Source organism: Streptomyces sp. WAC 06738 (assembly GCF_003945505.1).
Lineage (GTDB): Bacteria > Actinomycetota > Actinomycetes > Streptomycetales > Streptomycetaceae > Streptomyces.
Map to the genome: position 1 here is coordinate 6,748,297 of NZ_CP029618.1, position 26,435 is coordinate 6,774,731.

Genomic DNA, 26,435 nt, shown 5'->3' on the forward strand with positions numbered 1-26,435 from the left:
GCGACGGCGGACGGGGGCGGCTCGTACGGGCCGCCCCTTCGCCGTGTCTCGGCACCGGCCCCGCCTCCGCCCGGCCCCGCGTCCGCCGGCCCGTGCCCGCCCGTGCCGCGGGCGTCAGCCGGGCCGGACCGCGCGCGGGCCCGCCGTGGCCGCGCCGTGGCGGTGGACGCGGTCGCGCAGTGCGCGGTCCGCCGTGACCACCAGCACGCGGCGCTCCGGATCCCGCTCGGCCGCCTCGGCGACGACCTCCACGATCCGGTCGTCCCCGCTGCCGTCCGCCGCCACCACCCGTACCCCCGGCACCGCCGCCACCCCGCGGGCCGCGCCCTCGACCACGAGCACCACCTCCACCGGACCCGGCAGCCCCGCCACGCCCGCCGAGGCGTACGGCACGAGGCCGTCGCGCAGCCGCTCCGCCGCCCCGTGCCGGTCGCGCCACCAGCCGTCGGGCACCGACCCGACGACGTTGGCGGCGTCCACGACGAGCAGCGGGAGGGGAGCGTCCATGCCGCCCACCCTCCCACGCCCGTACGACACGGCCGTGCCCCGGCCGCACGCAGGCGGCCGGGGCACGGGTGACGTACCGCTACTCCGGGACGCTCGCCACGCCCGGCGGCAGGAACCGGCGACCCGTGACGCGCTCGCTGACGCCCTCCCGGTCCAGGTACGGCGTGATGCCGCCCAGATGGAACGGCCAGCCCGCGCCGGTGATCAGGCACAGGTCGATGTCCTGCGCCTCGGCCACGACGCCCTCGTCCAGCATCAGCCGGATCTCCTGCGCGATGGCGTCCAGCGCCCGGTCGCGTACCTGCTCCTCCGTGAGCACCGTGTCTCCGACCTGGAAGAGCGCCGCCACCTCCGGGTCCAGCTCCGGCTTGCCCGAGTCATGGACGTAGAGCGTCCGCTTGCCCGCCTCCACGACCCGGCCCAGGTTCGCCGACTGCGCGAAGCGGTCGGGGAACGCCGCGGCGAGGGTGCCCGCGACGTGGTGGGCGACCGCGGGGCCGACCAGGTCGAGCAGCACGATCGGCGACATCGGCAGCCCCAGCGGCGCCAGCGCACCGTCCGCGACCTCCACCGGCGTGCCCTCGTCCACGGCGCCCAGCACCTCGCCCATGAAGCGGGTGAGGATGCGGTTGACGACGAACGCCGGGGCGTCCTTGACCAGCACGGCCGACTTCTTCAGCTTCTTGGCGACGGCGAACGCCGTGGCCAGCGAGGCGTCGTCGGTCTCCGCGGCCCGTACGATCTCCAGCAGCGGCAGGACCGCCACCGGGTTGAAGAAGTGGAAGCCCACGACCCGCTCGGGGTGCCGGAGCCCGGCGGCCATCTCCGTCACCGACAGGGACGAGGTGTTCGTCGCGAGGATCGCGGTCGGCGGGACGACCTCCTCCAGCTCGGCGAAGATCCGCTGCTTGAGGGAGAGTTCCTCGAAGACCGCCTCGATCACGAAGTCGGCGTCGGCGAACGCCCCGGCCTTGTCCAGCGACCCGGTGACCAGCGCCTTGAGCCGGTTCGCCGCGTCCTGGTTCACCCGGCCCTTCAGCAGCAGCATGTCGATCTGCTCGTGGACCCACGCCACGCCCTTGTCGATCCGCTCCTGGTCGATGTCCGTGAGGACGACGGGTACGTCGAGACGGCGGACGAAGAGCAGCGCCAACTGCGAGGCCATCAGCCCCGCGCCGACCACGCCGACCTTCGTGACCGGCCGGGCGAGGCCCTTGTCCGGTGCCCCGGCGGGCCGCTTGGCGCGCCGCTGCACGAGGTTGAAGGCGTAGATCCCGGCCCGCAGTTCGCCGCCCATGATCAGGTCGGCCAGCGCCTCGTCCTCGGCCGCGAAGCCCTGCCGCAGGTCGCCGTTCTTCGCCCCGGCCATGATGTCCAGCGCGCGGTACGCCGCCGGGGCGGCGCCGTGCACCTTGTCGTCGGCGACGGCGCGACCGCGCTCGATCGCCGCGTCCCACGCCTCGCCGCGGTCGATGTCCGGGCGTACGACCTCCAGTTCGCCGCCGAGGACGGCGGCGGTCCAGGCGAGGGACTGCTCCAGGAAGTCGGCGCCCTCGAAGATCGCGTCGGCGATGCCCAGGTCGTAGACCTGCTTGCCCTTGAGCTGCCGGTTCTGGTTGAGGCTGTTCTCGATCACGACGGTGACCGCGCGGTCCGCGCCGATGAGGTTCGGCAGCAGCGTGCAGCCGCCCCAGCCGGGCACCAGCCCGAGGAAGACCTCCGGCAGCGAGAACGCCGGCACGGCGGTGGAGACGGTGCGGTACGTGCAGTGCAGCCCGATCTCGACGCCGCCGCCCATCGCGGCACCGTTGTAGTACGCGAACGTCGGCACGCCCAGATCGGCCAGGCGCTTGAACACCTCGTGCCCGCCGCGCCCGATGGCCAGCGCCTCGTCGCGCCGCCCGAGCACCTCGACGCCCTTGAGATCGGCGCCGACGGCGAAGATGAACGGCTTGCCGGTGATGCCGACGCCGACGATCGCGCCCTCCGCGGCCTCCTTCTCGACCTGGTCGAGCGCGGCGTCGAGGCCGGCGAGCGACTGCGGGCCGAAGGTGGTCGGCTTGGTGTGGTCGAAGCCGTTGTCGAGGGTGATGAGCGCGAACCGGCCCGCGCCGCCGGGCAGGTCGAGGTGGCGTACGTGCGCCTGCGTCACGACCTCGTCCGGGAAGCGCTCGGCCGCGCCCTTGAGAAGTTCCACGGTGCTGCTGCTCACTTGCCTGCCCCCTCGAAGTGCGGGTTCTCCCAGATGACCGTGCCGCCCATGCCGAAGCCGACGCACATGGTGGTGATGCCGTACCGCACCTGCGGCTGCTCCTCGAACTGCCGGGCCAGTTGCGTCATCAGCCGTACGCCGGAGGAGGCGAGGGGGTGGCCGAAGGCGATGGCGCCGCCGTACTGGTTGACGCGGGGGTCGTCGTCGGCGATGCCGAAGTGGTCGAGGAACGCCAGCACCTGCACGGCGAACGCCTCGTTGATCTCGAACAGGCCGATGTCGCCGATGCCGAGGCCCGCCTTGGCGAGCGCCTTCTCGGTGGACGGGATCGGGCCGACGCCCATCACCTCGGGCTCCACCCCGGCGAAGGCGAACGACACCAGCCGCATCTTCACCGGCAGCCCGGCGGCGCGCGCCACGTCCTCGGCGGCGATGAGGGAGGCGGTGGCGCCGTCGTTGAGCCCGGCGGCGTTGCCGGCGGTGACCCGGCCGTGGGCGCGGAAGGGGGTCTTCAGCGTCGCGAGGTTCGCCAGCGTGGTGCCGGGGCGCATCGGCTCGTCCTGCGTGGCCAGGCCCCAGCCGGTCTCGCCGGCCTCGGCGTTGGTGCGGCGGACGGAGATGGGCACCAGGTCGGCCTGGATCCGCCCGTTCGCGTACGCCTTGGCGGCCTTCTCCTGGGAGTGCACCGCGTACTCGTCGGCGCGGGCCTTGGTGAGGTGCGGGAAGCGGTCGTGCAGGTTCTCCGCGGTCATGCCCATGAAGAGGGCGGACTCGTCGACGAGCTTCTCGGAGACGAACCGCGGGTGGGGATCCACGGCCTCGCCCATCGGGTGCCGGCCCATGTGCTCGACGCCGCCGGCCAGGGCGATGTCGTACGCGCCGAAGGCGGTGGAGGCGGCGGTCGTCGTCACGGCGGTCATGGCGCCGGCGCACATCCGGTCGATGGAGTACCCGGGCACGGTCGGCGGCAGCCCGGCGAGGATGCCGGCGGTGCGGCCGATGGTCAGTCCCTGGTCGCCGATCTGGGTGGTGGCGGCGATGGCGACGTCGTCGACGGTGGCGGGGTCGAGGGCGGGGTTGCGGCGCAGCAGCTCGCGGATGCACTTGACGACGAGGTCGTCGGCGCGGGTCTCGTGGTAGATGCCCTTCGGGCCCGCCTTGCCGAACGGGGTCCGGACGCCGTCGACGAAGACGACGTCCCTTGCGGTACGAGGCACGGGCTCTCCTCCGGAGGGGATGCGGGTTCACGCGGCACCGGCCCGCGGGGGACGGGCACGGCTCGCCCCCATGCTACTCACGGGTAACAGAAGCTGCCCAGGGGCCTGCCGGAGTTCTGCCTCACAGTCCCCTCGCCGGGGGGACGATACCGGGGTGGGGGACTGGTGGACGGGTGGGATGGGTGCCGTACGGCACGGCTTCGCCGGGTGCACGTTTCTGGGCGCCTGCCGGCGCCGGCGGATGCCGGGCGGACCGCCGCGCCGCGGCTTCGCGGGGCGGGCGGCTGCGTCTCACGCTGTCGCGGCGCCGGGGGCGTTGGCCCGCCGGGTTTCGGGTCCGCGCGGCATCGCCGCTCACGCCCGCTGACCGGTCACGTACCGTGGGCGGGCCGCGGACCGGGTCCCGAGGTGTGCTCCGGCCGGCGGCGGGCCCCATGGCCCGGCCGGGCCTCACGCCCGCAGCCGCATCCCGCTCACGTAAGTGGACCCGGGCTCACGCCGTGGCCGGGGCGCCGGCCCGGGGCCGGGGCCGCCGCCCCGGTCGCGGCCGTGTCGCGGCCGCGGTGATGGGGTCAGTTGCTGACCGCTGCTGTCAGGAGGGGGGTGACCTGGGTGATTTGCCAGGGGCGGGCGCCGAGGTTGGCCAGGGCTGCTGCCACCGACTCCTCCGTGGGGTCCTTCGGGGGCTCCCAGCAGATGCGGCGCACCGTGTCCGGTGCGATCAGGTTCTCCTGCGGCAGGCCCAGCTCCTCCGCGCGTGCCGTCACCGCCGCCCGCGCGGCCGACAGGCGTGCCGCCGCGGCCGGGTCCTTGTCCGCCCACGCGCGCGGCGGCGGCGGGCCGTTCAGCGGCAGGCCCGGCTGCGGCAGCTCGGACTCCGGCAGCGCGCGGGCGCGCTCCACCGCGGCGAGCCACTGCTCCAGCTGCCGCCGGCCCATGCGGTGCCCGAAGCCCGGCAGCGCGGCCAGCGCCCGCGTGGACGTCGGCATCGCCAGCGCCGCCTCCACGATGGCGGTGTCCGCGAGTACCTTGCCCGGCGAGATGTCCCGCCGCTGCGCGATGCGGTCCCGGGCCGTCCACAGCTCCCGTACGGTGCCGAGCTGGCGCCTGCGCCGTACCTTGTGCATGCCCGACGTACGCCGCCAGGGGTCCCGGCGCGGCTCCGGCGGCGGTGCCGCGGCGATCGCCGCGAACTCCTCCTCCGCCCACCGCAGCTTCCCCTGCGCCGTCAGCTCCTCGACCAGCGCGTCCCGCAGGTCCACCAGCAGCTCGACGTCGAGCGCGGCGTAGCGCAGCCACGGCTCGGGCAGCGGCCGGGTGGACCAGTCGACGGCGGAGTGGCCCTTCTCCAGCGCGTACCCGAGGACGTTCTCGACCATCGCGCCGAGCCCGACCCGGGGGAAGCCGGCCAGCCGCCCCGCCAGCTCCGTGTCGAACAGCGCGCCAGGACGCATGCCTATCTCGGCGAGACACGGCAGGTCCTGGGTCGCCGCGTGCAGAACCCATTCCGCATCGCCGATCGCCGCCGCGAGCCCGGAGAGGTCGGGACAGGCCACCGGGTCGATCAGCGCCGTGCCCGCGCCCTCCCGGCGCAACTGCACGAGGTACGCCCGCTGCCCGTAGCGGTAGCCGCTGGCGCGCTCCGCGTCGATGGCCACGGGACCGCTGCCCGCGGCGAACGCGCGGACGACCTCGGCGAGCGCCCCGGGGTCCGCGGTGACGGGGGGAATGCCCTCGCGGGGATCGAGAAGGGGGACCGGCGCCGATCCGGAAGTCGGTGCTCCGGGGGCGGGGAGTCTGTCCTCTGCTGCGGTCTCTTGGGCGTCGGTCACGTGTCAAGGGTATCTGTGAGTCGTGCACGACAGCGCCCGTCGACGGAACGTTACGTCGACGGGCGCCGCGCGACTGCCTGGAGAGGGCCCGTCACCGGGCCCCGGTCAGTGGATGATCCCGGTGCGCAGTGCCACCGCCACCATGCCGGCGCGGTCGCCCGTGCCGAGCTTGCGCGCGATGCGGGCGAGGTGGCTTTTGACGGTGAGCGCGGACAGTCCCATCGAGACGCCGATGGCCTTGTTCGACTGGCCCTCCGCCACCAGCCGCAGCACCTCGACCTCGCGGCCGGACAGCTCGCGGTAACCGCCGGGGTGTCCGGGCGGACCGGAGTTGCCGCCGGCGCCGGGGGAGCCCGGTGGGCGGCGGTGGTGGAGCCGGCCCGCGGCGGCGCCGATGTGCGCGGCGTTGGGGCGGGTGGGCAGGCCCATGCTGGTGCGGGTGCCGGTGACGACGTAGCCCCGGACGCCGCCCGCGAGGGCGTTGCGTACGGCGCCGATGTCGTCGGCTGCGGAGAGCGCGAGGCCGTTGGGCCAGCCCGCGGAGCGCGCCTCGGAGAGCAGCGTGAGGCCGGAGCCGTCGGGCAGGTGGACGTCGGCGACGCAGATGTCGCGGGGGTTGGCGATCCGGGGGCGGGCCTCCGCGATGGACGACGCCTCGATCACGTCGCGCACGCCCAGCGCCCACAGGTGGCGGGTGACGGTCGAGCGCACGCGGGGGTCGGCCACGACGACCATGGCCGTCGGCTTGTTGGGGCGGTAGGCGACCAGGCTTGTGGGTTGCTCGAGGAGAACAGACACCAGGTCCCTCCAGACGGTGTGCGGGGACGGGGCCGGCTGGGAGAGCCGGGACGTTCCGTGTCGCGTACGGGCCGCGTACGGAAGGTCTCTCACGTCTTCGGCAGGAGCCCGGAGGGGCTTTAGGCAATGATCACGAATTAGTGAGGAAAAAACGGACAATTCGGATGGGCGATCGACTGCGGCGCACGCGGCCGGTCACCGCTCTCCGGGCGGGTGCGGGCAGGCCCGCAACCCTGCTGAGCCCGTACGCCCGACCGCCCCGCCGCGCGCTCAGCGCCGGCGCGAGCCGCGGCGCTGCGGCAGCGGCACGATCGGCGCGGCGTCCGGCTCCGGCGCCGCCGGCGGCGCGGCCGACGGCGGCAGGCCCGCGCACTGGCACAGCATCTCCACCCACGCCGCCAGGTGCGCCGCCGCGTCCGGCGCGCCGTCCCCGGCCGCGCGCGACGGCTGCGGCGTCCAGGACGCCCGGATCTCGACCTTCGTCGTCGTGCCGCGCTCCGCCAGCCCGCCGAAGTGGTGCGAGGACGCGCGCGTGACCGTGCCGCTGGGCTCGCCGTAGCCCAGCCCGCGGGTGTCCAGCGCGCCGGTCAGCCAGGACCAGCACACCTCCGGCAGCAGCGGGTCCGCGGCCATCTCCGGCTCCAGCTCCGCGCGGAGCAGCGTGACGAAGCGGAACGTACCGCGCCAGGTGTCCTGCCCGTCCGGGTCGTGCAGCAGCACCAGCCGGCCGTCGGCGGGCTCGGCGTCCCCCTCCGCGCCCTCCTCGACGTCCGCCTCCAGGGCGTACGCGAACGGGGCGATGCCCCGCGGCGCACGCGTCGCCCGCAGGGTCACTTCGGGCCGTACCGCAGCGGAGTCGAGCGCCTCGACGGCCCGCCGGAACGGGGGCGGCAGCGCTCCGCCCCCCGGCCGTCCTTCCGGGGGGCCATCGGGTTCGTCGACGAGGTGTCCAGGAGCCGCAACCATGCCCGGAAGACTAGGGGGCGCGGCGTGCAGAAGCGCTGTGGGACACCCGGGTGGCCGGATCTCGACTCCCACGCCCGTGCGAAGATGCTGGGGTGAGTGCCGACAGCGCCCCCCGCCCCTCCGCCACGTCCACCGCCGGTGCCGCTTCCACGGCCACCGCCCCCGCGGGCCCGGCCGCCGACTCCGCGTTCCTGCGCGCGTGCCGGCGCGAACCCGTGCCGCACACACCCGTGTGGTTCATGCGGCAGGCGGGCCGGTCGCTGCCCGAGTACCGGCGGCTGCGCGAGGGCATCGCCATGCTCGACTCGTGCCGGCGGCCCGACCTCGTCACGGAGATCACGCTGCAGCCCGTACGGCGGCACGGCGTGGACGCCGCGATCCTCTTCAGCGACATCGTCGTGCCGCTCAAGGCCATCGGCGTCGACCTCGACATCAAACCGGGCGTCGGGCCCGTCGTCGCCCAGCCGGTCCGCAGCCGCGCGGACCTCGCGCAGCTCCGCCCGCTGGAGCCCGACGACGTGCCGTACGTGACCGAGGCCGTGGGCCGGCTGACGGAGGAGCTGGGCGCGACGCCGCTCATCGGCTTCGCCGGGGCGCCGTTCACGCTGGCCAGCTACCTGGTCGAGGGCGGCCCTTCGCGCAACCACGAGCACACCAAGGCGATGATGTACGGCGCCCCGGAGCTCTGGGCCGAGCTGGTCGGCCGGCTCGCGGGCATCACGGCCGCGTTCCTGCGGGTGCAGATCGAGGCCGGCGCCTCCGCCGTGCAGCTCTTCGACTCCTGGGCGGGCGCGCTGGCCCCCGCCGACTACCGGCGCGCGGTGCTGCCCGCGTCCGCCGAGGTCTTCGCGGCCGTCGCCGGGTACGGCGTGCCGCGTATCCACTTCGGCGTCGGCACCGGCGAGCTGCTGACCGCGATGGGCGAGGCCGGCGCCGACGTCGTCGGCGTCGACTGGCGGGTGCCGCTGGACGAGGCGGCACGCCGCGTCGGCCCCGGCAAGGCGCTGCAGGGCAACCTCGACCCGGCGGTGCTCTTCGCGCCCCGCGAGGCGATGGAGGCCAAGGCCGGCGAGGTGCTTCAGGCGGCGGCGGGGCTGGAGGGGCACGTGTTCAACCTCGGCCACGGGGTGCTGCCGACGACCGACCCGGACGCGCTCACGCGGCTCGTGGAGTACGTGCACGAGTCCTCGGCCCGCTGACTCCCGCCGGCCTCCGGCCGGCCGCTCCGTCCGTACGGCTTGCTGTCGGCTACGGCTCCGCAACACCCCGCTATCACGGCCGCGTTCGGAAAGATAGGGCTGGCGCCCTGTGCCCCCGATCGCGTAGAACACCGCCATGTGGGTGTGCTTCGCGCTCGTCGCCTGGGCGGCCGCGCTGCTGACGTGCGGGCGGCTGGTCCTCGTCGGTTCCGTCGCCGCGGCACAGCCGGAGCCCGAGCCGGCGCGGGTCCGCGGGGCGCGTGAGCTGACCCTCTACGAGGCCGCCTTCCTCGCCGGCGGGCCGCGGCGGGTCGTCGATGTCACCCTGGTCGCGCTGGCGCGGGAGCGGCGGCTCCTCCTCGCGCACACCGGCTGGGCGACCGTCGTGGCGCCCGAGGGACGCGACCCCGTCGAGCGCGCGGTGATCGCCGCCGCCGGGAGCGGCGGGCAGAACACGATTCCGGCCATCCGCGCCGCCGCCTCCGCCGCCGACGCGCTCCGCGACCTGGACGACGGCCTCGCCGCGGCCGGGCTCGCGGTGCCCGCGCCGATCCGGTCCGCCGTACGCGCCGCGGTGCGGCAGGTACGGATCGCGGGGGTGGTGGTGCTCGGCGCCGGGACCGCCGCGCTGGCGCTGCGGCCACCGGAGCAGGAGCCGATCGCGGGCTGGTTCGTGCTGCCGCTGATACTGGTCTGCGGCTGTCTGGCGATAGCCCGGCTGGAGGTCGGCGAGTACACGCGCTGGGCCACGCCCGACGGCCGCGGGCTGCTCGCCACCCTCGACGAGGCGGACTCGCTGCTCACCGGACTCGCCGTCCACGGGCCCGCCACGCTGCCCGACCCGGAGATGCGCGCCGCGCTCGCGCGCTAGGCCCCGTCCGGGCCGACGCGCACCGCGACACCCCCGCCCGGGTCCTTTACATCAGCAACTCCGCCAAGAATTATCACTTTTACCCTCTTTTACTCCCCTGGTGCACGCCGCTCCCCGCGGCCGTTCGCCACGCCTCATCGCCCCTCGCCACGCCTCGTCACGCCGGAAGGGCCCTTCGTGAGAGCAGCAGTGCTGTACGGAATCCTCGGTTCGCTCGCTCTCACCGGCCTCGCCGCGGCCCCCGCCGCCGACGCCGCGCGCTCGGGGACCCCCGCCCCCGTCTCCCGGGCGGCCGAAGGGCCCGAGGCCCGCGGCGTCGCCGTCGCCGCCGCCCGCGCCGCGAAGGCCGGCGTCGACTACGGCCCCTGCCCGAAGGCGGAGGGGCTGCCTGCGCCCATCGAGTGCGGCACCGTCGCCGTCCCGCTGGACTACGCGGACCCCGGCGGCCGGCAGCTCAAGCTCACCGTCAGCCACATCGGGGCCACGGGACCGCGCGCCGAGCGCCAGGGCAAGCTCGTCTTCAACCCCGGCGGACCCGGCGGCTCCGGCACGTACTTCCCGCTGCTGAGCCGGTCGCCGGAGTGGCGGCGGCTGGCCGAGGCGTACGACTTCGTCGGCTACGCCCCGCGCGGCGTCCAGCGCTCCGGCGCGCTGTCCTGCCAGAACCCCGGGGAGTTCATGAAGGCGCCGTCGAACACCTCCGAGCGCCCCTCGGAGCGCGAGAAGCGCGCCCGGGTCGAGAAGGCGCGTGCGTACGCCGACGGCTGCGCGAAGATCGCGGGCCTGCGGCACTACACGTCCCTCAACAACGCCCGCGACCTCGACGTGCTGCGCGCCGCGCTCGGCGAGCGCAAGCTCACCTACCTCGGCGCCTCCTACGGCACCTACTTCGGCAGCCTGTACGCCGCCCTCTACCCGGACCACGTGCGCCGCATGGTCTTCGACAGCCCGGTCGACCCCGACCCGCGGCAGATCTGGTACGGCAACAACCTGCGCCAGTCCGCCGCGTTCGAGGAGCGCTGGGCCGACTGGCAGCGGTGGGTCGCCAAGCACGACGACGTCTACCACCTCGGGCGCACCCGGTGGGAGGTGGCGGCGGCGTACGAGCGGGCCCGCGAGACGATGGAGAAGGAGCCCGCCGGCGGGCGGGTCGGCACGGCCCAGTTGCAGGCGGGCTTCCTGCGGGCGGCGTACGCCGACGGGTACTGGGCGCAGGCCGCCACCGCGCTCGCGGACTTCCTGGACGGCAAGCAGAAGACGCTGGTGGAGTTCGCGGCCGACGACCCGTCGGACAACGCGGCGGAGGAGAACGGCAACGCCGTCTACACCGCCGTCGAGTGCAACGACGCGCCCTGGCCCACGGACTGGGAGACCTGGGACCGCGACAACAGCCGGCTCGCGCGCATGGCGCCGTTCGAGACGTGGGCGAACGCCTGGATGAACCTGCCGTGCGCGTTCTGGACCGGCCCGCGGCAGCAGCCCCTCGACGTGCGCACCGACGCCGGCGAGCTGCCGCCGGTGCTCCTCCTCGCCGCCGAGCGCGACGCGGCCACGCCGTACGACGGCGCGCGGGAGCTCGCGCGGCGGCTGGGCGGCTCGGCGGACCTGGTGACGGAGAAGGACGCCGGGTCGCACGGGCTCGCCGGGGGCGAGAACGGCTGCGTCAACAAGCACGTCGACACGTACCTGCTGACCGGCCGCACGCCCGGCGACGTGAGCTGCGCACCGCACCCGGAGCCGAAGGCGGAGCGGGACGGGAAGCGGTCGGCGGCGCCGGGAACGGGCGGCCCGGCGGTCGGCTGAGGCCGGCGCGCCGGACCGGGACCGCCGGCGCCGCGGTCAGGCGAGGGAGGCGACCAGCTCCGCGACCGGCTTGCGGCGGCCGGTGTAGAACGGCACCTCCTCGCGGACGTGCAGCCGCGCCTCGGACCCGCGCAGGTGGCGCATCAGGTCCACGATGCGGTGCAGTTCGTCGGCCTCGAAGGCGAGGATCCACTCGTAGTCGCCGAGGGAGAACGAGGGCACCGTGTTGGCGCGCACGTCCGGGAAGCCTCGGGCCATCTTGCCGTGATCGGCGAGCATGCGGCGGCGGTCCTCGTCCGGCAGCAGGTACCAGTCGTAGGAGCGGACGAACGGGTACACGCTCACGTACGCGCGCGGGGACTCGTCCGCGAGGAACGCCGGGATGTGCGACTTGTTGAACTCGGCGGGGCGGTGCAGCGCCATGTTCGACCAGACCGGTGCGAGGGCGCGGCCGAGGCGGGTGCGGCGGAAGAGGTTGTACGCCTCCTGCAGCGCGTCGGAGCTCTCCGCGTGCCACCAGATCATGACGTCCGCGTCGGCGCGCAGCCCGGACACGTCGTACGTGCCGCGCACGACGACGTCCTCCGCGGCGAGCTGCTCGAACAGCTCGGTCACCTCGTCCGCGTAGCCCGCGCGGTCCTCGGGGAGGGCGTCGCGGAGCCGGAAGACGGACCAGAGGGTGTAGCGGATGACCTCGTTGAGGTCCTTGGCCTTCTTGCCGGCGTTCGCGGAGCGGGACGGAGCCGCGGGCGCGTCGGCCGGCGGGGGGTTGCGTCACTCATGCGGTCATTGTCCCAGGGCGCCCCAGCAGCTCGTCGGCGGCCCGGTGCGCGCTCGCGATGCAGGCGGGGATGCCCACGCCGTCGTAGAGCGCGCCGCACACCGCGAGCCCGGCGGGCAGCGCGCCGCGGATGCGGGCCACGCGGGCGTCGTGCCCGACCTCGTACTGCGGCAGGGCGCCGCGCCACCGGCTGACGCGGCTCGCGACCGGGCGGGCGGTGAGCCCGGTGGCGGCGCGGAGGTCGTCGAGAGAGGCGGTGACGAGGTCGGCGTCGTCCCGTTCGAGGGTCTTGTCGTCGTCGATGCGGCCGACGGAGGTGCGCAGGAGGAAGACGTCGTCGTCGCCGGCCCAGTGCCACTTGGCGGAGGAGAACGTCGACGCCTTGATGGTCCGCCCGTCGACCGGCGGCACGAGGAAGCCGGTCCCGGCGGGCAATTCGGCCTCGGCCTCCCGGCGGGGGAGGGCGAGGGTGATCAGTGCCATGGAGGCGTACCGCACCCCGTCGAACTCCGCGGCGGCCCGCGGCGCGACCCCCCGCACCAGCCGCGCGGCAGCGGCGGCCGGCACGGCGAGCACGACGGCATCGGCGTCGTAGGCCCGCCCCCCGGCGAGAACCCGCCACCGGGCAGGAGCGGAGTCGGGGTCGGGGTCGGGGTCGGGGAAACCCTTCCTGCGCTCCAGTGACGCGACCTCCGTGCCGAGGACGATCTCGCCGCCCGCCTCCCGCACCGCCTCCGCCACCGCCGCCGGCAGGCGGCCGATGCCGCCCTCGATGCCCATGAACACCGGCGCCTGCGACGGACCCGCGGCGGCGCCGCGGGACTGGACCGCCCGCGCCGCGCCCAGCAGCGTCCGCTCCTCGCGCAGCGCCGCGAACAACTGCGGGACCGCGGCGCGCATCGACAGCCGGTACGCGTCGCCCGCGTACACCCCGCCCAGCAGCGGCTCCACCAGCCGGTCCGTGACCTCCGCGCCCAGCCGTTCGGCGACGAACGCGCCGATCGCCACGTCCTCGCCCGGCTCCGCCGGCGGCAGCTCCGCCTCGCGGGCCACCCGCGACAGGCCCTCGGGCGACAGCACTTCCGCAGCCGCCAGCCGGTCCAGGTCGCCGGGGACGCCCATCACCTGGCCGCCGGGCAGCGGCCGCAGCCTGCCGCGGGTCCAGACCGCCGCGCCGCCCGCCGCCACCGGCTGCAGCGCGTCGGCGAGCCCCACCGCGCGGGCGAGGCCGACGGCCTCCGGGCGGCGCGCCAGCAGGGCCTCCGCGCCGAGGTCGGCCGGCACGCCGGCCAGCTCGCCCGCGTGCAGCTTGCCGCCGAGCCGGGTGCCTGCCTCCAGCAACGTGACCCGCGCGCCGCCGGCGAGCAGCCGGTGCGCTGCGGCGAGTCCTGCGATGCCGCCGCCGATGACGACGACCCTGGGCGGCCCGGGCTCCGCGGGCTGTGCGCTGCTCATGCAAGCCACTGTCTCAGACCCCGCGGACACGCCCTGCGAGCCTGTGGACATCCCGCGCCGACGCCCCGCGTACGACCCCGGAGGCGACCGCGAACGAGCCCGCCGCGCGCCACCGAAGCCCTCGCACGCACCCGCCCGCACCCGCGCCCGGCGCACCGCGCCCTCCGCGTAGTCCGATCGTGACCCTTCCGGGACCCGCCGTCCCGAACCTCCGCCCCCGCCGCCCCGTCGAAGCAGCACAGACCCGACACCTGGGGGGTTCGACGATGCCCGCACGTATCAAGACCAGATCCGCGCTCGCCGCCGCGCTGCTCGCCGCCGCGCTCGCCGTCGGCGGCTGCTCCGGCAGCGGGGCGGACTCCGCCGACGGCGGCTCCGCCCGTGACGACGCCAAGGCGCAGGGGGCGGCACCGCGCGAAGGCGGCGGCGCCGACGCCGGCGGTGACTCCGCCGACTCGTCCGCACCCCGCGGCGGCGCCACCGCCGCCGAGGGCGTCACCCTCGCGCCGCAGGCCCTCGTCCGCACCGCCGCGATCACCATCCGAACCAAGGACCTGGCCGGAGCCGCCGACTCCGCCCGCACGCTCGCCGAAGGCGCCGGCGGCTACGTCGGCGACGAGTCGACCAGCCAGGAGCCCGGCGCCCCCGCGCGCGCCAGGCTCACCCTGCGGGTCCCCGCGGGGGAGTACGACGCCGTCCTCGGCGACCTCACGGAGCTGGGCCGCGTCGTCGACCGCGACGTGGAGGTGAAGGACGTCACCGACGAGGTCGTGGACGTCGACAGCCGGGTACGGTCCCAGCGCGCGAGCGTCGCCCGCATCAGGGACCTGATGGACGACGCCACGAAACTCGCTGACGTCGTCACCCTGGAGGGGGAACTCGGCACCCGCCAGGCCGACCTGGAAGCCCTCCTCGCCCAGCAGTCCTCGCTCAAGGAGCGCACCGAACTCGGCACGATCACCCTGGAGCTGCGCAGGACCGCCGCCGCGCCCCCGGCGGACGAGGACGACGGCACCGGCGTCGCCGACGCGCTGGCCGGCGGCTGGGACGCCTTCGTCACGGGCCTGCGCGGGGTGCTGATCGCCGTTTCCGCGTCGCTGCCCTTCGCCGCGCTCCTCGTCCTGCTCGCTCTGGCCTGGCGGTGGCTGCGCGGCCGGCTGCCGCGCCGGCACATCGCCCCGCCGCCCAGTCCGTTCCCCGGGCAGCCGACACCCCAGGGCGGCGAGCCGGAGTAACCCGTCGTAGCGTGTCCTGCACGGCGACGAAAGGGAGCGTCATGGGGGCCAAGCAGCGGATGGTGGTCATCGGCGGCGATGCGGCGGGCATGTCCGCGGCGTCGCAGGCGCGCCGGATGCGGACGCCGGACGAGCTGGAGATCACCGCGTTCGAGCGCGGCCGGTTCACGTCGTACTCCGCCTGCGGGATTCCGTACTGGGTCGGCGGCGAGGTCCCCGAGCGGGACCAGCTCATCGCCCGTAGCCCGGAGGAGCACCGTGCGCGCGGCATCGACCTGCGGATGCGCACCGAGGTCACGGAGATCGACCTCGACCGGCAGTGCGTCCGCACCCGTGCCCTCGACGAGGAGGCCGGCGCGCAGGAGCGCTGGCACGGCTTCGACCACCTCGTCATCGCCACCGGCGCCCGGCCGCTGCGCCCGCCGCTGCCCGGCATCGACGCTCCCGGGGTGCACGGGGTGCAGAGCCTGGACGACGGCCAGGAGCTGCTGGACCGGCTGGAGAAGCAGCAGGTGCGGCACGCGGTCGTGGTGGGCGCCGGTTACATCGGGGTGGAGATGGCGGAGGCGTTCTGCCACCGCGGGATCCACGTCACCGTGCTGGAGCGCGCAGAACAGCCCATGAGCACCCTCGACCCGGACATGGGCGCCCTGGTGCACGAGGCGATGAACGGCAACGGCATCGGGATCGTCACCGGCGCCGAGGTCACCGAGATCCTCACCGGCACCGACGGCGAGGTGCGCGGCGTGGCCACGGCCAACGGCGAGTATCCGGCGGACGTCGTCGTCCTGGGCCTCGGGGTGCGCCCGGAGACCGGGCTCGCGCGGGAGGCGGGGCTGCCGCTGGGCGAGTCCGGCGGGCTGCTGATGGACCTGGCGATGCGGGTGCGGGGGCAGGAGAACGTGTGGGCGGGCGGCGACTGCGTGGAGGTGCTCGACCTGGTCTCGGGCCGCGAGCGGTACATCCCGCTGGGCACGCACGCCAACAAGCACGGGCAGGTCATCGGCCGCAACGTCGGCGGCGGCTTCGGCACGTTCCCCGGCGTGGTCGGCACGGCCGTCAGCAAGGTGTGCGATCTGGAGATCGCCCGTACGGGTCTGCTGGAGGCGCAGGCGCGCGAGGTGGGCCTGCAGTACGTGACGGTGACCATCCGGTCGACCAGCCGCGCCGGTTACTACCCGCGGGCCGCGCTGATGCACGTGAAGATGCTCGCGGAGCGGCGCACGGGGCGGTTGCTCGGGGTGCAGATCGTCGGCCGCGAGGGCGCGGGCAAGCGCGTGGACATCGCGGCGGTGGCGCTGACGGCGGGTATGACGGTGGAGCAGATGACGGCCCTGGACCTGGGGTACGCGCCGCCGTTCTCGCCGGTGTGGGACCCGGTGCTGGTCGCGGCGCGCAAGGCGGCGGCGGCCGTCACGGAGGACGCACGCGGGACAGACGGCGGCTGACGGGACGGCGGCCCGGCTCACCCGGCCTGTACGGGCCGGGTGAGCCGGATCCAGGAGACGCCGCTCGGCGGCACGCCGGTGGCGCGGGGCGTGCGGGTGGCGGCGGAGAAGCGGCGCCGGCCGTGCCCGTGCCCGTACGCGCGCGTGCACCGCGACGTGTGTCTTCCGCGCGCGTGCCCGTACGGCCGCGGGTCAGCCGGTACGCAGCGCGGGGTGGTCGGCGACGACCGTGCAACTGCCCGCCGCGATCTCCGTGTACCCGGCGTCCCTCACCACCGGCAGCCCGCTCGCGACCAGCTCCGCCCAGTGCTCCGGCGCGGCCGTGCGGACGGCGAGGGGGAAGCCGGCGGCGCGCCAGGCCGCGCGCTCCTCGTCGCCCAGCTCCCACCAGGCGAGCTGGGCGCCGTGGCCCGCCTGGGCCATGGCCTTGCCGGCGGTCATGCCGAGCCCGGGCGCCAGCCACAGCACCGGGACGCCGGCCGGGGGCGGGGGCGGGGACTCGGGGTCGTCGAGGTCGGTGCCGGAGACCTGGAGCCGGGCGAGGTCCTTGGGCCAGCCGTCGAGCGGTACGGGCGGGAAGACCCGCACCTCGGCGGCGCCGGACCCGGGGGCCGGGCCGTCCCCGGCGCCCCCGCCGGCCGCCGACGTCACCGTGATCCCCGGCAGCGCCTCCGCCCGGCGCCACTCCGCGCCCCGCGCCCGCCGCACCACCTTGCGGATCCGGGCGTCCTGCCAGTCCCGTACCGCCCGGGCCCACGGGCCCTCGCCCGTGCTGCGCTCGTCCGCCAGCAGGACCAGCACCGCCCGCGCCGCCGTCTGGAGGGCGTCGGTGCGCGTGGGCGGGCCGGTGCGCTCGATGCGTACGACGAGGGGGAGGACGAACTGCGGCAGGTCGTCGCGGCTCACCGCCTCGTGCTGGAAGGGGCTGGTCTCGGTGCCGGTCACACGATCAAGTGTGCCAGGGGCGCAGCCCGCTTGGCGGAGCGAGGGATTCCGGCGGATCATGCCCGTATGCGCAGTGATTTGTTCGCTAAGGAAAACATGGCCGAGCCTGCCACGCAGGTCGGCATGACTCTGCAGAATGCCAAGTCGATCAAGTACGCCGTCAACGGCGAGTGCCTGGCCCGGCAGGGCGCGATGATCGCCTACCGGGGCAATCTGCAGTTCGAGAAGAAGGGCCAGGGGGCGGGGCAGTTCCTCAAGCGCGCGGTCACCGGCGAGGGCCTGGCGCTCATGTCGGTGAAGGGGCAGGGAGAGTGCTGGTTCGCGCTGAGCGCGGCCAACTGCTTCATCCTGGACTTCGACCAGCCGAACGACAGCCTCACGCTCAACGGGCGCAACGTGCTGTGCTTCGACTCGACGCTGTCGTACGACATCAAGGTGGTCAAGGGCGCGGGCATGGCGGGCGGCGGGCTGTTCAACAGCGTCTTCACCGGCCAGGGCCGGCTGGGCGTGGTCTGCGACGGCACCCCGATCGTCATCCCCGTCTCGCCGGGCTATCCGGTCTTCGTCGACACCGACGCGGTCGTCGGCTGGAGCACCCAGCTCCAGACGGGGCTGCACCGCTCGCAGAGCTTCGGGTCGATGATCCGCGGCGGCTCCGGCGAGGTCATGCAGCTCCGGCTGGACGGCGAGGGCTTCGTCGTGGTGCGGCCGAGCGAGACCGGCACGGGGGCGCCCACCGGGTGACCCGGGACGCCGCGGCGGGGGCGAGGGTGCCGCCGCGGCCCGTCCCGTACGGGCCTCAGCGCGCCGCCATCAGCTCGGAGACCTTGGCGAAGCCGTAGCCGCGCCGGCGCAGCTCGGGCACGATCTCGCGCACCGCCTGCTCGGTGACCGGCGCCGCGCTGCGCGTGACGTGCAGGACCACCACGGAACCCGGCCGCACCCGTGTCAGCACCTCCTCCGCCACCGCGCCCGGGTCGGTGGCGAACGCGTCGCCGCTGGGGACGTCCCACTGCACGGCGGTCACGCCCGTCGGGGCGAGGGCGCGCAGCGCCGCGTCGTCGTAACAGCCGCCGGGGAAGCGGAAGTACGGGACGGGCGCGGGCACGCCCGCGCGGCGCAGCTCGGCGAAGGTCCGCTCGACCTCGGCGCGCATGGTGCCGGGGTCGACCTGGGGCAGGCCGTAGCAGGGGGTGGCGAAGGCGCGGTGGCTGTAGGAGTGGTTGGCCACCTCGAAGAGGGGGTCGCGGCCGATGGCGCGGGCCTGGCCGGGGTAGCGGGCGGCCCAGGTGCCGGTCATGAAGACGGTCGCGGGCACCTTCAGTTGCCGTAGCGCGGCGATGAGACCGGGATTGTCGAACCGCTCGCCGGCGTCGGCGCGGTCGTGCTGGTCGGCCATCATGTCGGCGTCGAAGGTGAGCGCGACGCGCTTGCCGCCCGCGCCCCCGCGCGCGCCGTGCCGCCACACCGGCGCGAGCCCCGCGCGGGCCGCCTTGGCCTCCCCGTGCGCCTTCTCGCGCGCCTCGCCGCGCGCCTCGCGCAGGGTCCCGCTCCGGGTCCCGCCCTCGGGCTCCTTCGGCGGTCGTGCCGTCCCGTACGCGGCCGGGTGGTCGCTGTGCTCCCGGGCCGCGGGCGCGCCGGCCGGTGCCGAGGGGGCGGAGGGCGCGGACGGCTGGGCGCACGCCGGGAGGAAGAGGGCGAGCAGCGCGACGAGGGCCGCGCGGGCGGGGCGCGGGCGCCGGAAGTCGATCATGCGGGGAGCGTAAGAGCGCTTCCGGGGGCGCGCGCGCCGGAGCGAGCGCCCGGGTGAACGGGCTACGACCCGCCGCGGCGCCGGCCCGGGCGGCGGACGGGTCTGAACCGGTCCTCCGCCGGGCCGGCGCCGGGCGCCGTGCCGATGCCGCCTCGTGCGGCGCGTATCTGCCGGGCGGGCTACCGCCAGGGGCCGGTGATGGCGAACGTGGTGCCGGGCGCGTAGCAGTTCACATACATCGTCCGGCCGTTCGGCGAGAAGGTGACGCCGGCGAACTCGCCGTACTCCGGGTCCTCCGCGCTGCCCGTGTTCTGCCGGTTGCGCGCCACCGCGAAGACCTCGCCGCGCCGCGAGACCCCGTACACGTGCTGCTCGCCGCCGCCGTCCTCGCAGAGGAAGAGGCCGCCCGACGGCGACAGGGCGATGTTGTCGGGGGACTCGCCGGGGGTGTCGACGCCGTGGTCGGGGCCGAAGCGGATGACGAGCTTCAGCTCGTTGGTCCGCGGGGTGTAGCGCCACACCTGGCCGAAGTGGTCGCCGCCCGAGCCCTCGGAGGACTTGGCGAAGCTGGAGACGAAGTAGACCGACGTGCCGCCCCAGTAGCAGCCCTCCAGCTTCTGCGCGTGCGACATGGGGCGCCCGAAGTCCTGGTGGCGGATCGGGGTCCCGGCCGCCAGCGGGTCGGGGACCTCGATCCACTCGACGTTGTCGAACGTGGTGCCGATCTCCTCGACCACCGACAGGTCCGGCACGTCCGGCACCCGCATGGCCTGAAGTTCGCCGCCGGCCCGCAGGGAGCCGAGGCCGCCCTTGGGCTTCTTCGGCAGGAAGCGGTAGAACAGCCCGAACGGGTGCTGGAAGGCGTCCTCCGTCTCGTAGACGACGCCGTTGGACGGGTCGAAGGCGACGGCCTCGTGCTGGAAGCGGCCCATCGCGGTGAGCGGCTCGGCGCCGCTCTCGTGCGGGTCGACGGGGTCGACCTCGAAGATGAAGCCGTGGTCCTTGGTGTACCCGTTGGTGCCGGCCTTGTCCTCGGTCTCCTCGCAGGTCAGCCAGGTGCCCCAGAGGCTGGGCCCGCCGGCGCAGTTGACCGCGGTGCCGGCGATGCCGACGCGCTCGCCCTCGAGTTCGCCGTCCTTGCCGACCTCCAGCACGGTGCAGCCGCCCATGCCCATCGGGTCGTAGGTGAGGCCGTCGATGGCGGGGACGCGGTGGGTCGCGGTGGGGCGGTTCTCGTGGTTGCGGACGAGCCGGACGTCTCCGCCGCGGGCGCGGAAGGCGGCCATGCCGTCGTGATTGCTGGGCACGGCGCCCTCGCCGGAGAGCAGTTGGTCGCCCTCGCGGGAGAGCACCCGGTACTCGAAGCCCTTGGGGAGGTCGAGGAGGCCGTTGGGGTCGGGGACGAGCGGGCCGTAGCCGGCGTCCTGCGGGGCGTGCGCGGCGGCGGTGCCGGCGTACAGCTCGGAGACGCTTCCGGTGAAGGCGATGCCGGCGCCCAGCGCGCCGGTACGGGCGAGGACCTGACGTCGTGTTGCAGCCATGCGGAAAGACCAACTCCCTGCTGACGGACAGGAAAACGGTGACCCGACCGTGTGTACCACTCGGTGAACTGAAAGTGAACCAGGTGAGAGGTGTGTGAAGGGTCTACTCCTGTGGCGGCGGTGTGCCGCCGCTGCCGCCGGCCGCCGCGGAGTCGTCCGGGGTGTCCCGTTTTTCCACGTCAGAGCGGGCGTCGCGGGCCAGCGCGGTGAGCCGGGATATCGCGCGAAAGTACTTCTTGCGGTACCCGCCGGCGAGCATGTCGTCGCCGAAGAGCCGGTCGAACGGCACGCCGGAGGCGAGCACGGGTATCTCCCGGTCGTACAACCGGTCCGCGAGCACCACGAGCCGCAGCGCCGTCGCCTCGTCGGCCACCGGCCGCACGCCGGTCAGGCAGACGGTGCGTACACCGTCGGTGAGCGCGCCGTAGCGGCTGGGGTGGACCCGTGCGAGATGGCCGATGAGGTCGGGGAAGGCGTCGAGCGTGGCCCCGGGGACGGTGTGGGCGGCGCGGCCGACGGCTTCGTCGGTCAGCGGGGCGGGGGCTGCCGGCAGCCCGCGGTGGCGGTAGTCGTCGCCGTCGATGCGCAGCGGGCGGAAGCGGTCCGCCAGGCCCTGTATCTCGCGGAGGAAGTCGGCCGCGGCGAAGCGGCCCTCGCCCAGCTTGCCCGGCAGGGTGTTGGAGGTGGCGGCCAGCGCGACGCCGGAGTCGACGAGCTTGCCGAGGAGGCTGGAGACCAGCACGGTGTCGCCGGGGTCGTCCAGCTCGAATTCGTCGATGCACAGCAGCCGGTGGTCCCCGAGGGTGCGCACCGTCTGCTGGAAGCCCAGCGCGCCCACCAGGTTCGTCAGCTCGACGAAGGTGCAGAAGCCCTTCAGCTCGGGCGCCGCCTCGGTGGCGTGCCAGAGCGAGGCCAGCAGGTGCGTCTTGCCGACGCCGAAGCCGCCGTCCAGATACACCCCGCGCGGCCCGGCGGGCTCCTTCGGCGCCCGCCGCCACCAGGGCCGCCGGCCGCCCACCGCGGTGGCGCCGCCGCCGAGCCCGGCGGCGAAGGCGGCGAGGGCGCGTACGGCCTCCGCCTGGCTGGGGCGGGCCGGGTCCGGCACGTACGTCGAGAAGCGCACCGCGTCGAAGCGCGGTGGCGGCACCAGCTCGGCGACCAGCCGTTCGGCGGGCACGCGCGGCTCGCGGCCGGTGAGCGCCCCGGGGGCTATGCCGCCGGGCGTGTCGGCGGTGGAGGCGGAGGCGGAAGGGGACACGTTCTCACTGTACGGTCGATGCCTCGGCAAGCCGTACACCAGTACGTCATGCCACACTGCCGCATATGCGCCGCCTGCTGCCCGTACCCGCAGATCCGTCCGCCCTCGCCGACCGCGAGTGGTCCCTGGACGAGCTCGCGGACGCCTACGCATACCCCCCGGGGGAAGACGTCTGGCTACGGGCCAACATGGTCAGCTCCGTCGACGGCGCCGCGGCCTTCGACGGGCGCTCCCAGCCGCTGTCGTCCCCGGCGGACATGCGCCTCTTCGGCGTGCTGCGGGCGCTTGCCGACGTGGTGGTCGTGGGTGCAGAAACGGTACGCCTGGAGGGGTACCGGCCGGCCCGCGTCCGCGAGGCGTTCGCCGCCCGCAGGGCCGTGGCGGGCCAGACCCCCGCGCCGCCCGTCGCGGTCCTCACCGCCTCCTTCGACCTGGACTTCTCGCTGCCGCTCTTCACCGCGCCGGCCGTGCCGACGCTGCTGCTCACGGGCGCGCAGGCGCCCGCGGAGCGGGTCGCCGCGGCCCGGGCGGCGGGGGCGGAGGTCGTGGTCGCGGGGGAGGGCCCGGGCGCAGACCCGGCGGCGGCCGTCGCCGCGCTCGCGGAGCGCGGGCACCGGCGGCTGCTGACGGAGGGCGGCCCCTCGGCGCTGGGCCGCTTCGCCCGGGCGGGGGTGCTCGACGAGCTGTGCCTGACCCTGGCGCCCCGGGTGGCGCTGGGAGACGGGCCCCGGATCATGCACGGCACCGCCTCGGCGGCGGAGCCGCTGGGCCTCGGCCTGGAGTCGGTCATGGAGGAGGCCGGCTTCCTGTTCACGCGTTACCGTCGGTTCTGACAATCTGCGGAATATCAAGTTCCGCTTAGCCGTGCTGGGGCAGACTAAGTCGGCAGGATCGTTTCTGACGTGGTCTGTGTGCCTGTGCGGAAGAAGGGCGTTCATCGTGTTCACCACCGTCCTGATGATCGAGAAGCCGCTCGCACCCGTGGATGTGGAGATGGTCACCACGCTCCACGGTCAGGAGCCCGTCAGCTTCGTCGTGCTGCTGCAACCCCGCGGAGACCAGGGAGTGCTGTTGCGGGCGCTCGACGACGTAGCCCTCGGAGAGCTGGAGGACGCGGTCCGCGAGACGGACGAGCCGGAGGGGCACGAGGCGCTGCCCACCGCCAAGCTGGCGCTGGAGCACTCCCTGAAGGCGCTGCGCGAGAAGGGAGCGGAGGCCGTCGGCGAGATCGTCGACCGGCACCCGCTCGACCTGCTGCAGTCCGTCGTGGAGCAGACGCGGGCCGACGAGGTCATCGTCCTCACCGCGCCGCACCTGGTGGAGGAGTTCTTCCACCGCGACTGGGCCTCCCGGGCCCGGCACAAGGTCGGCGTGCCGGTGCTGAAGCTCTTCGCGCACGAAGGCTGAACCCGGCCGCGCGCCGGGACGGGGCCACGCGCCGCCCGCGCCCGGCGGTGGCACCGGATTGTCGGTGCGGGGTGCGAGAATCGTCGCGTCCCACCCGAGCCCAAGGAGCGCACCACATGACCCCGGGGATCCCGCCCACGCTGGAGAGTCCGCACTTCGTCGGCATCGGCGGCGCCGGTATGTCGGGCATCGCGAAGATCCTCGCCCAGCGCGGCGCCGCCGTCGCCGGCAGCGACGCCCGCGAGTCCGGCACGGTCGCCGCGCTCCGCGAGCTGGGCGCCGTCGTGCACCTCGGCCACGCCGCTGGGCACCTGGACCCCGGCGCCAGCGCCGTCGTCGTCTCCTCCGCCATCCGCGAGGACAATCCCGAGCTGGCCGCCGCCCGCGCGCGCGGGCTGCCCGTCGTGCACCGCTCCGACGCCCTCGCCGCCGTCATGGACGGGCTGCGCCCCATCGCCGTCGCCGGCACCCACGGCAAGACGACGACCACCTCGATGCTCGCCGTCGCCCTGCGCAGCCTCGGCCGCGACCCGTCGTATGCCATCGGTGGCGACATCGACGCCCCCGGCTCCAATGCGCACCACGGCACCGGCGACCTCTTCGTCGCCGAGGCGGACGAGAGCGACCGCAGCTTCCACAAGTACGCGCCCGAGGTCGCCATCGTCCTCAACGTCGAGCTGGACCACCACGCCAACTACGCCTCGCTGGAGGAGATCTACGCCTCCTTCGAGACCTTCGCCGCCCGCATCGTCCCCGGCGGCACCCTCGTCGTCTCCGCCGACCACCCCGGCGCCCGCGAGCTGACCCGGCGGCTGGCCGCGAGCGGCGTGCGTACGGTGACCTACGGCGAGTCGCCCGACGCCGACGCGCGCGTGCTCTCCGTCACCCCCAAGGGCCTGGCCAGCGAGGTCACCGTGGTGCTCGACGGCGCGAAGCTCACCTTCGGTGTCTCCGTCCCCGGCCGCCACTACGCCCACAACGCCGTCGCGGCCCTGGCCGCAGGCGCCGCGGCCGGCGTGCCCGCCGCGGAGCTGGCGCCCGCGCTGGCGTCCTTCACGGGCGTCGGCCGGCGGCTGCAGCCCAAGGGCACGGCGGGGGGCGTCCGGGTCGTGGACACGTACGCGCACCACCCCACCGAGATGAGCGCGGACCTCGAGGCCGTACGGGCCGCCGCGGACGACGGCCACGGGGGCCGCTCCGGCCGCATCCTCGTCGTCTTCCAGCCGCACCTGTTCTCGCGCACCCGCGAGCTGGGCACCGAGATGGGCCAGGCCCTCGCGCTCGCCGACGCCTCCCTGGTGCTCGGCATCTATCCCGCCCGCGAAGACCCCATCCCCGGCGTGACCAGCGACATCATCATCGACGCCGCCCGCGCGCAGGGCGCGGACGTCACCTTCGCGCCCGACATGGCCGCCGTCCCCGGCCTCGTCGCCGGAATGGCGAAGCCCGGTGATCTCGTTCTCACCATGGGGGCAGGGGACGTCACCGAGCTGGGACCCCGGATCCTGTCCCGACTGGAGGGCTGAGATGACATACGAGGTCGACAAGCCGGACGAGCAGTGGCGCGCGGAGCTGTCGCCCGAGGAGTACCGCGTGCTCCGGCGGGCGGGCACGGAGCCCGCCTTTACCGGCGAGTACACCGACACCAAGACCGAGGGCGTCTACGAGTGCCGGGCCTGCGGCGCGGAGCTCTTCCGCTCCACGGAGAAGTTCGAGAGCCACTGCGGCTGGCCGAGCTTCTACGACCCCGCGCAGAGCGAGGCCGTCGAGCTGCTGGAGGACCGCTCGCTGGGCATGGCCCGTACCGAGGTGCGCTGCGCCCGCTGCGGCTCCCACCTGGGCCACGTCTTCAGCGGCGAGGGCTACCCGACGCCGACCGACCAGCGCTACTGCATCAACTCCGTCTCCCTGCGGCTGCTGCCCGCCGGTGAGTCCACCGGGCGGTAACGGCCGGGAACCCCCCGGGCCCGCCCCCGATACACGCGGGCCCGGGAGGCGCGAGAGCGCCCCGCGTCAGTCCTCGACGCGTGCGAACGGGGTCGGGGTCTCGCCCGTCCAGCGGTAGAGGTAGACCTCGCCCTCCTGCTTGCGCACGCCGTCCTCGGTCACCGCACGGCCCTCGGCGACGTAGTAGCGGCCGTCGCCCAGCGCGTCGATGCCGTAGTTGCCGTGGAACTCCCAGCCGCGCACGCCTGTCGCGGGGTCGTTCAGGCCCGCGTCGCGCAGCGTGAGGAGCTTGCCCTCCTCGGGCTTCGCCTGGCCCTTGATCTCGCCGCGCACCGGCTTCTTCGAGCCGTCGACGGTGAAGAACGAGTAGTTCGGGAAGCCCTCCTTCACCCCGTCGTAGACCGCCATGATCCAGTTGCGGGTGTACGGGTCGTACTGGAGGTTCTGCACGCCGTAGGTGGTGTTGCCGGTGTACGCGAAGTACTTGCCGTCGGTCCGCTTCGGGCCGCTGCGGTGCGGTTCCGCCTGCGAGAGCGGGCGCTCGTAGCGGCGCCAGTCGCGCACGTCGTACTCCAGGATCACCTGGTGGTCGTTGTCCGCGCGCGTGGTGTTGGAGTACACGCCGTACGCGACCATCAGCTTCTGCACCCCGCCGCGCTTGCCGAACTCCGGGCCGAAGGAGACGCCGTCGATGCCGGAGCAGCCGTAGCGGTGGTCGGGGGTGTTCGCGGTGTCGCCGTCGAAGACGCCGTCGCCGTTCATGTCGGCGGTGAAGTCCTCGACGACCTCGTCGAGGTGCACGGCGGTCATCACGCCGTCGGTCTCGGCGTTCATGCCGACCCGGTCGATCTTGTCCACGTCGAAGACGGCGATGTAGAACGCCTCTTCCGCCTTGTACTCGAGCGAGCCGTAGACGCGGCCGTCGCGGTTGTTGAGGTCGATGTCGCCGAGGTGCCCGGTGAGGCCCTCGACGGTGCCGATCACGTTGCCGTCGAGGTCGGTCTTCACCAGCATCTGCGTGAACGACCAGTAGACGAAGCCGCGTTCGGTGTCGACGGTGACGCCCTGGACGTGGCTCGTCGGCCACGCGCCGCCTTCGATGTGGGTGGGCAGGTCGGACGGGAGCGGCTTGGCCGCGGGGGCGGCGGCGGGTGCGGTGGCGGCCGCGAAGCCTGCCGGGGCGGCGGTGAGGAGGAGGGCGGGGACGGCTATGCCGGCGACGACGGCCGCTCTGGCCGTACGGTACTTGCCGCGCATGCG

22 protein-coding genes and 1 pseudogene are annotated in these 26,435 nt (G+C 74.6%); 10 read left to right on the forward strand and 13 right to left on the reverse strand.

Translation table 11 applies throughout. The features are described 5' to 3' along the window. Positions 1 to 114 precede the first annotated feature (114 nt). From DMB38_RS29465 to DMB38_RS29490, 6 genes are all read right to left on the reverse strand, one after another. Complete coding sequence (locus DMB38_RS29465) at positions 115 to 507, reverse strand: NTP pyrophosphohydrolase (RefSeq protein WP_125937691.1); 393 nt, start codon at positions 505 to 507, stop codon at positions 115 to 117. A 79-nt stretch (positions 508 to 586) separates the two neighbouring features. Beyond that, positions 587 to 2,719, reverse strand: a complete 2,133-nt coding sequence (locus DMB38_RS29470) for a 3-hydroxyacyl-CoA dehydrogenase NAD-binding domain-containing protein (RefSeq protein WP_125937692.1) — start codon at positions 2,717 to 2,719, stop codon at positions 587 to 589. Next, positions 2,716 to 3,936 (reverse strand): acetyl-CoA C-acyltransferase, encoded by a 1,221-nt coding sequence (locus DMB38_RS29475; protein ID WP_125937693.1) that lies wholly within the window; start codon positions 3,934 to 3,936, stop codon positions 2,716 to 2,718. Before DMB38_RS29475 ends, DMB38_RS29470 begins: the two co-directional genes overlap by 4 nt. Positions 3,937 to 4,508: 572 nt before the next feature. Next, complete coding sequence (locus DMB38_RS29480; protein ID WP_206337764.1) at positions 4,509 to 5,768, reverse strand: ribonuclease D; 1,260 nt, start codon at positions 5,766 to 5,768, stop codon at positions 4,509 to 4,511. A 105-nt stretch (positions 5,769 to 5,873) separates the two neighbouring features. Further along, the gene (locus tag DMB38_RS29485) at positions 5,874 to 6,566 is read right to left on the reverse strand and encodes a response regulator transcription factor (protein ID WP_026276315.1); all 693 of its coding nucleotides are present in this window, start codon (positions 6,564 to 6,566) and stop codon (positions 5,874 to 5,876) included. Positions 6,567 to 6,836: 270 nt separating this feature from the next. Continuing rightward, positions 6,837 to 7,532 carry a DUF3000 domain-containing protein gene (locus DMB38_RS29490; protein ID WP_125937694.1) on the reverse strand — a complete coding sequence of 232 codons (696 nt, stop codon included), beginning with the start codon at positions 7,530 to 7,532 and terminating at the stop codon, positions 6,837 to 6,839. Between the two features lie 191 nt (positions 7,533 to 7,723). Between DMB38_RS29490 and hemE the strand changes: the two genes are divergently transcribed. From hemE to DMB38_RS29505, 3 genes are all read left to right on the forward strand, one after another. After that, positions 7,724 to 8,731 carry a uroporphyrinogen decarboxylase gene (hemE, locus tag DMB38_RS29495; protein ID WP_240662770.1) on the forward strand — a complete coding sequence of 336 codons (1,008 nt, stop codon included), beginning with the start codon at positions 7,724 to 7,726 and terminating at the stop codon, positions 8,729 to 8,731. A 136-nt stretch (positions 8,732 to 8,867) separates the two neighbouring features. Continuing rightward, positions 8,868 to 9,602 (forward strand): TIGR04222 domain-containing membrane protein, encoded by a 735-nt coding sequence (locus DMB38_RS29500; protein ID WP_125937696.1) that lies wholly within the window; start codon positions 8,868 to 8,870, stop codon positions 9,600 to 9,602. A gap of 177 nt (positions 9,603 to 9,779) precedes the next feature. Further along, positions 9,780 to 11,405 (forward strand): alpha/beta hydrolase, encoded by a 1,626-nt coding sequence (locus DMB38_RS29505; protein ID WP_240662531.1) that lies wholly within the window; start codon positions 9,780 to 9,782, stop codon positions 11,403 to 11,405. Positions 11,406 to 11,441: 36 nt separating this feature from the next. Here DMB38_RS29505 and hemQ read toward each other — a convergent pair. After that, positions 11,442 to 12,143: pseudogene (hemQ, locus tag DMB38_RS29510) on the reverse strand (hydrogen peroxide-dependent heme synthase); the annotation flags it as partial. A 40-nt stretch (positions 12,144 to 12,183) separates the two neighbouring features. Next, a complete protein-coding gene (hemG, locus tag DMB38_RS29515; protein ID WP_125937697.1) occupies positions 12,184 to 13,641 on the reverse strand; it encodes a protoporphyrinogen oxidase in 1,458 nt (485 codons plus the stop codon). 266 nt (positions 13,642 to 13,907) lie between these two features. Between hemG and DMB38_RS29520 the strand changes: the two genes are divergently transcribed. Together DMB38_RS29520 and DMB38_RS29525 are read left to right on the forward strand one after the other, a co-directional pair. Then, positions 13,908 to 14,876, forward strand: a complete 969-nt coding sequence (locus tag DMB38_RS29520; protein WP_125937698.1) for a DUF4349 domain-containing protein — start codon at positions 13,908 to 13,910, stop codon at positions 14,874 to 14,876. A gap of 41 nt (positions 14,877 to 14,917) precedes the next feature. After that, complete coding sequence (locus tag DMB38_RS29525; protein ID WP_125937699.1) at positions 14,918 to 16,324, forward strand: FAD-dependent oxidoreductase; 1,407 nt, start codon at positions 14,918 to 14,920, stop codon at positions 16,322 to 16,324. Between the two features lie 192 nt (positions 16,325 to 16,516). Here the strand turns inward: DMB38_RS29525 and DMB38_RS29530 are convergent, their stop codons facing one another. After that, positions 16,517 to 17,269, reverse strand: a complete 753-nt coding sequence (locus tag DMB38_RS29530) for a peptidyl-tRNA hydrolase (protein ID WP_125937700.1) — start codon at positions 17,267 to 17,269, stop codon at positions 16,517 to 16,519. Positions 17,270 to 17,335: 66 nt separating this feature from the next. Between DMB38_RS29530 and DMB38_RS29535 the strand changes: the two genes are divergently transcribed. Beyond that, the gene (locus DMB38_RS29535) at positions 17,336 to 18,013 is read left to right on the forward strand and encodes an AIM24 family protein (RefSeq protein ID WP_125937701.1); all 678 of its coding nucleotides are present in this window, start codon (positions 17,336 to 17,338) and stop codon (positions 18,011 to 18,013) included. Between the two features lie 55 nt (positions 18,014 to 18,068). Here the strand turns inward: DMB38_RS29535 and DMB38_RS29540 are convergent, their stop codons facing one another. From DMB38_RS29540 to zapE, 3 genes are all read right to left on the reverse strand, one after another. Next, positions 18,069 to 19,022, reverse strand: a complete 954-nt coding sequence (locus tag DMB38_RS29540) for a polysaccharide deacetylase family protein (RefSeq protein ID WP_125937702.1) — start codon at positions 19,020 to 19,022, stop codon at positions 18,069 to 18,071. 179 nt (positions 19,023 to 19,201) lie between these two features. Further along, complete coding sequence (locus DMB38_RS29545; protein WP_164716138.1) at positions 19,202 to 20,563, reverse strand: alkaline phosphatase PhoX; 1,362 nt, start codon at positions 20,561 to 20,563, stop codon at positions 19,202 to 19,204. Positions 20,564 to 20,666: 103 nt separating this feature from the next. Beyond that, positions 20,667 to 21,821 carry a cell division protein ZapE gene (gene zapE, locus DMB38_RS29550; RefSeq protein ID WP_125937703.1) on the reverse strand — a complete coding sequence of 385 codons (1,155 nt, stop codon included), beginning with the start codon at positions 21,819 to 21,821 and terminating at the stop codon, positions 20,667 to 20,669. A gap of 65 nt (positions 21,822 to 21,886) precedes the next feature. On the opposite strand from zapE, the gene DMB38_RS29555 reads away from it, so the two are divergent. The 4 genes from DMB38_RS29555 to msrB all read left to right on the forward strand — a co-directional run bounded on the left by DMB38_RS29555 (position 21,887) and on the right by msrB (position 25,175). Next, positions 21,887 to 22,654, forward strand: a complete 768-nt coding sequence (locus tag DMB38_RS29555) for a pyrimidine reductase family protein (RefSeq protein ID WP_125937704.1) — start codon at positions 21,887 to 21,889, stop codon at positions 22,652 to 22,654. Positions 22,655 to 22,760: 106 nt separating this feature from the next. Continuing rightward, positions 22,761 to 23,228 (forward strand): indole-3-glycerol phosphate synthase, encoded by a 468-nt coding sequence (locus DMB38_RS29560; protein WP_125937705.1) that lies wholly within the window; start codon positions 22,761 to 22,763, stop codon positions 23,226 to 23,228. Between the two features lie 116 nt (positions 23,229 to 23,344). Beyond that, complete coding sequence (gene murC / locus DMB38_RS29565; RefSeq protein WP_125937706.1) at positions 23,345 to 24,754, forward strand: UDP-N-acetylmuramate--L-alanine ligase; 1,410 nt, start codon at positions 23,345 to 23,347, stop codon at positions 24,752 to 24,754. Position 24,755: 1 nt separating this feature from the next. Continuing rightward, complete coding sequence (gene msrB, locus DMB38_RS29570; RefSeq protein WP_125937707.1) at positions 24,756 to 25,175, forward strand: peptide-methionine (R)-S-oxide reductase MsrB; 420 nt, start codon at positions 24,756 to 24,758, stop codon at positions 25,173 to 25,175. A gap of 66 nt (positions 25,176 to 25,241) precedes the next feature. Here msrB and DMB38_RS29575 read toward each other — a convergent pair whose 3' ends face one another. Beyond that, positions 25,242 to 26,432 carry a hypothetical protein gene (locus DMB38_RS29575; protein WP_125937708.1) on the reverse strand — a complete coding sequence of 397 codons (1,191 nt, stop codon included), beginning with the start codon at positions 26,430 to 26,432 and terminating at the stop codon, positions 25,242 to 25,244. Positions 26,433 to 26,435 lie beyond the last annotated feature (3 nt).

Coding starts and splice junctions, on each gene's coding strand:
- DMB38_RS29465 (WP_125937691.1), bottom strand. CDS start 507: ATGGACGCTCCCCTCCCGCTGCTCGTCGTGGACGCCGCCAACGTCGTC.
- DMB38_RS29490 (WP_125937694.1), bottom strand. CDS start 7,532: ATGGTTGCGGCTCCTGGACACCTCGTCGACGAACCCGATGGCCCCCCG.
- DMB38_RS29500 (WP_125937696.1), top strand. CDS start 8,868: ATGTGGGTGTGCTTCGCGCTCGTCGCCTGGGCGGCCGCGCTGCTGACG.
- hemG (WP_125937697.1), bottom strand. CDS start 13,641: ATGAGCAGCGCACAGCCCGCGGAGCCCGGGCCGCCCAGGGTCGTCGTC.
- DMB38_RS29520 (WP_125937698.1), top strand. CDS start 13,908: ATGCCCGCACGTATCAAGACCAGATCCGCGCTCGCCGCCGCGCTGCTC.
- DMB38_RS29525 (WP_125937699.1), top strand. CDS start 14,918: ATGGGGGCCAAGCAGCGGATGGTGGTCATCGGCGGCGATGCGGCGGGC.
- DMB38_RS29535 (WP_125937701.1), top strand. CDS start 17,336: ATGCGCAGTGATTTGTTCGCTAAGGAAAACATGGCCGAGCCTGCCACG.
- DMB38_RS29540 (WP_125937702.1), bottom strand. CDS start 19,022: ATGATCGACTTCCGGCGCCCGCGCCCCGCCCGCGCGGCCCTCGTCGCG.
- DMB38_RS29545 (WP_164716138.1), bottom strand. CDS start 20,563: ATGGCTGCAACACGACGTCAGGTCCTCGCCCGTACCGGCGCGCTGGGC.
- DMB38_RS29555 (WP_125937704.1), top strand. CDS start 21,887: ATGCGCCGCCTGCTGCCCGTACCCGCAGATCCGTCCGCCCTCGCCGAC.
- murC (WP_125937706.1), top strand. CDS start 23,345: ATGACCCCGGGGATCCCGCCCACGCTGGAGAGTCCGCACTTCGTCGGC.
- msrB (WP_125937707.1), top strand. CDS start 24,756: ATGACATACGAGGTCGACAAGCCGGACGAGCAGTGGCGCGCGGAGCTG.
- DMB38_RS29575 (WP_125937708.1), bottom strand. CDS start 26,432: ATGCGCGGCAAGTACCGTACGGCCAGAGCGGCCGTCGTCGCCGGCATA.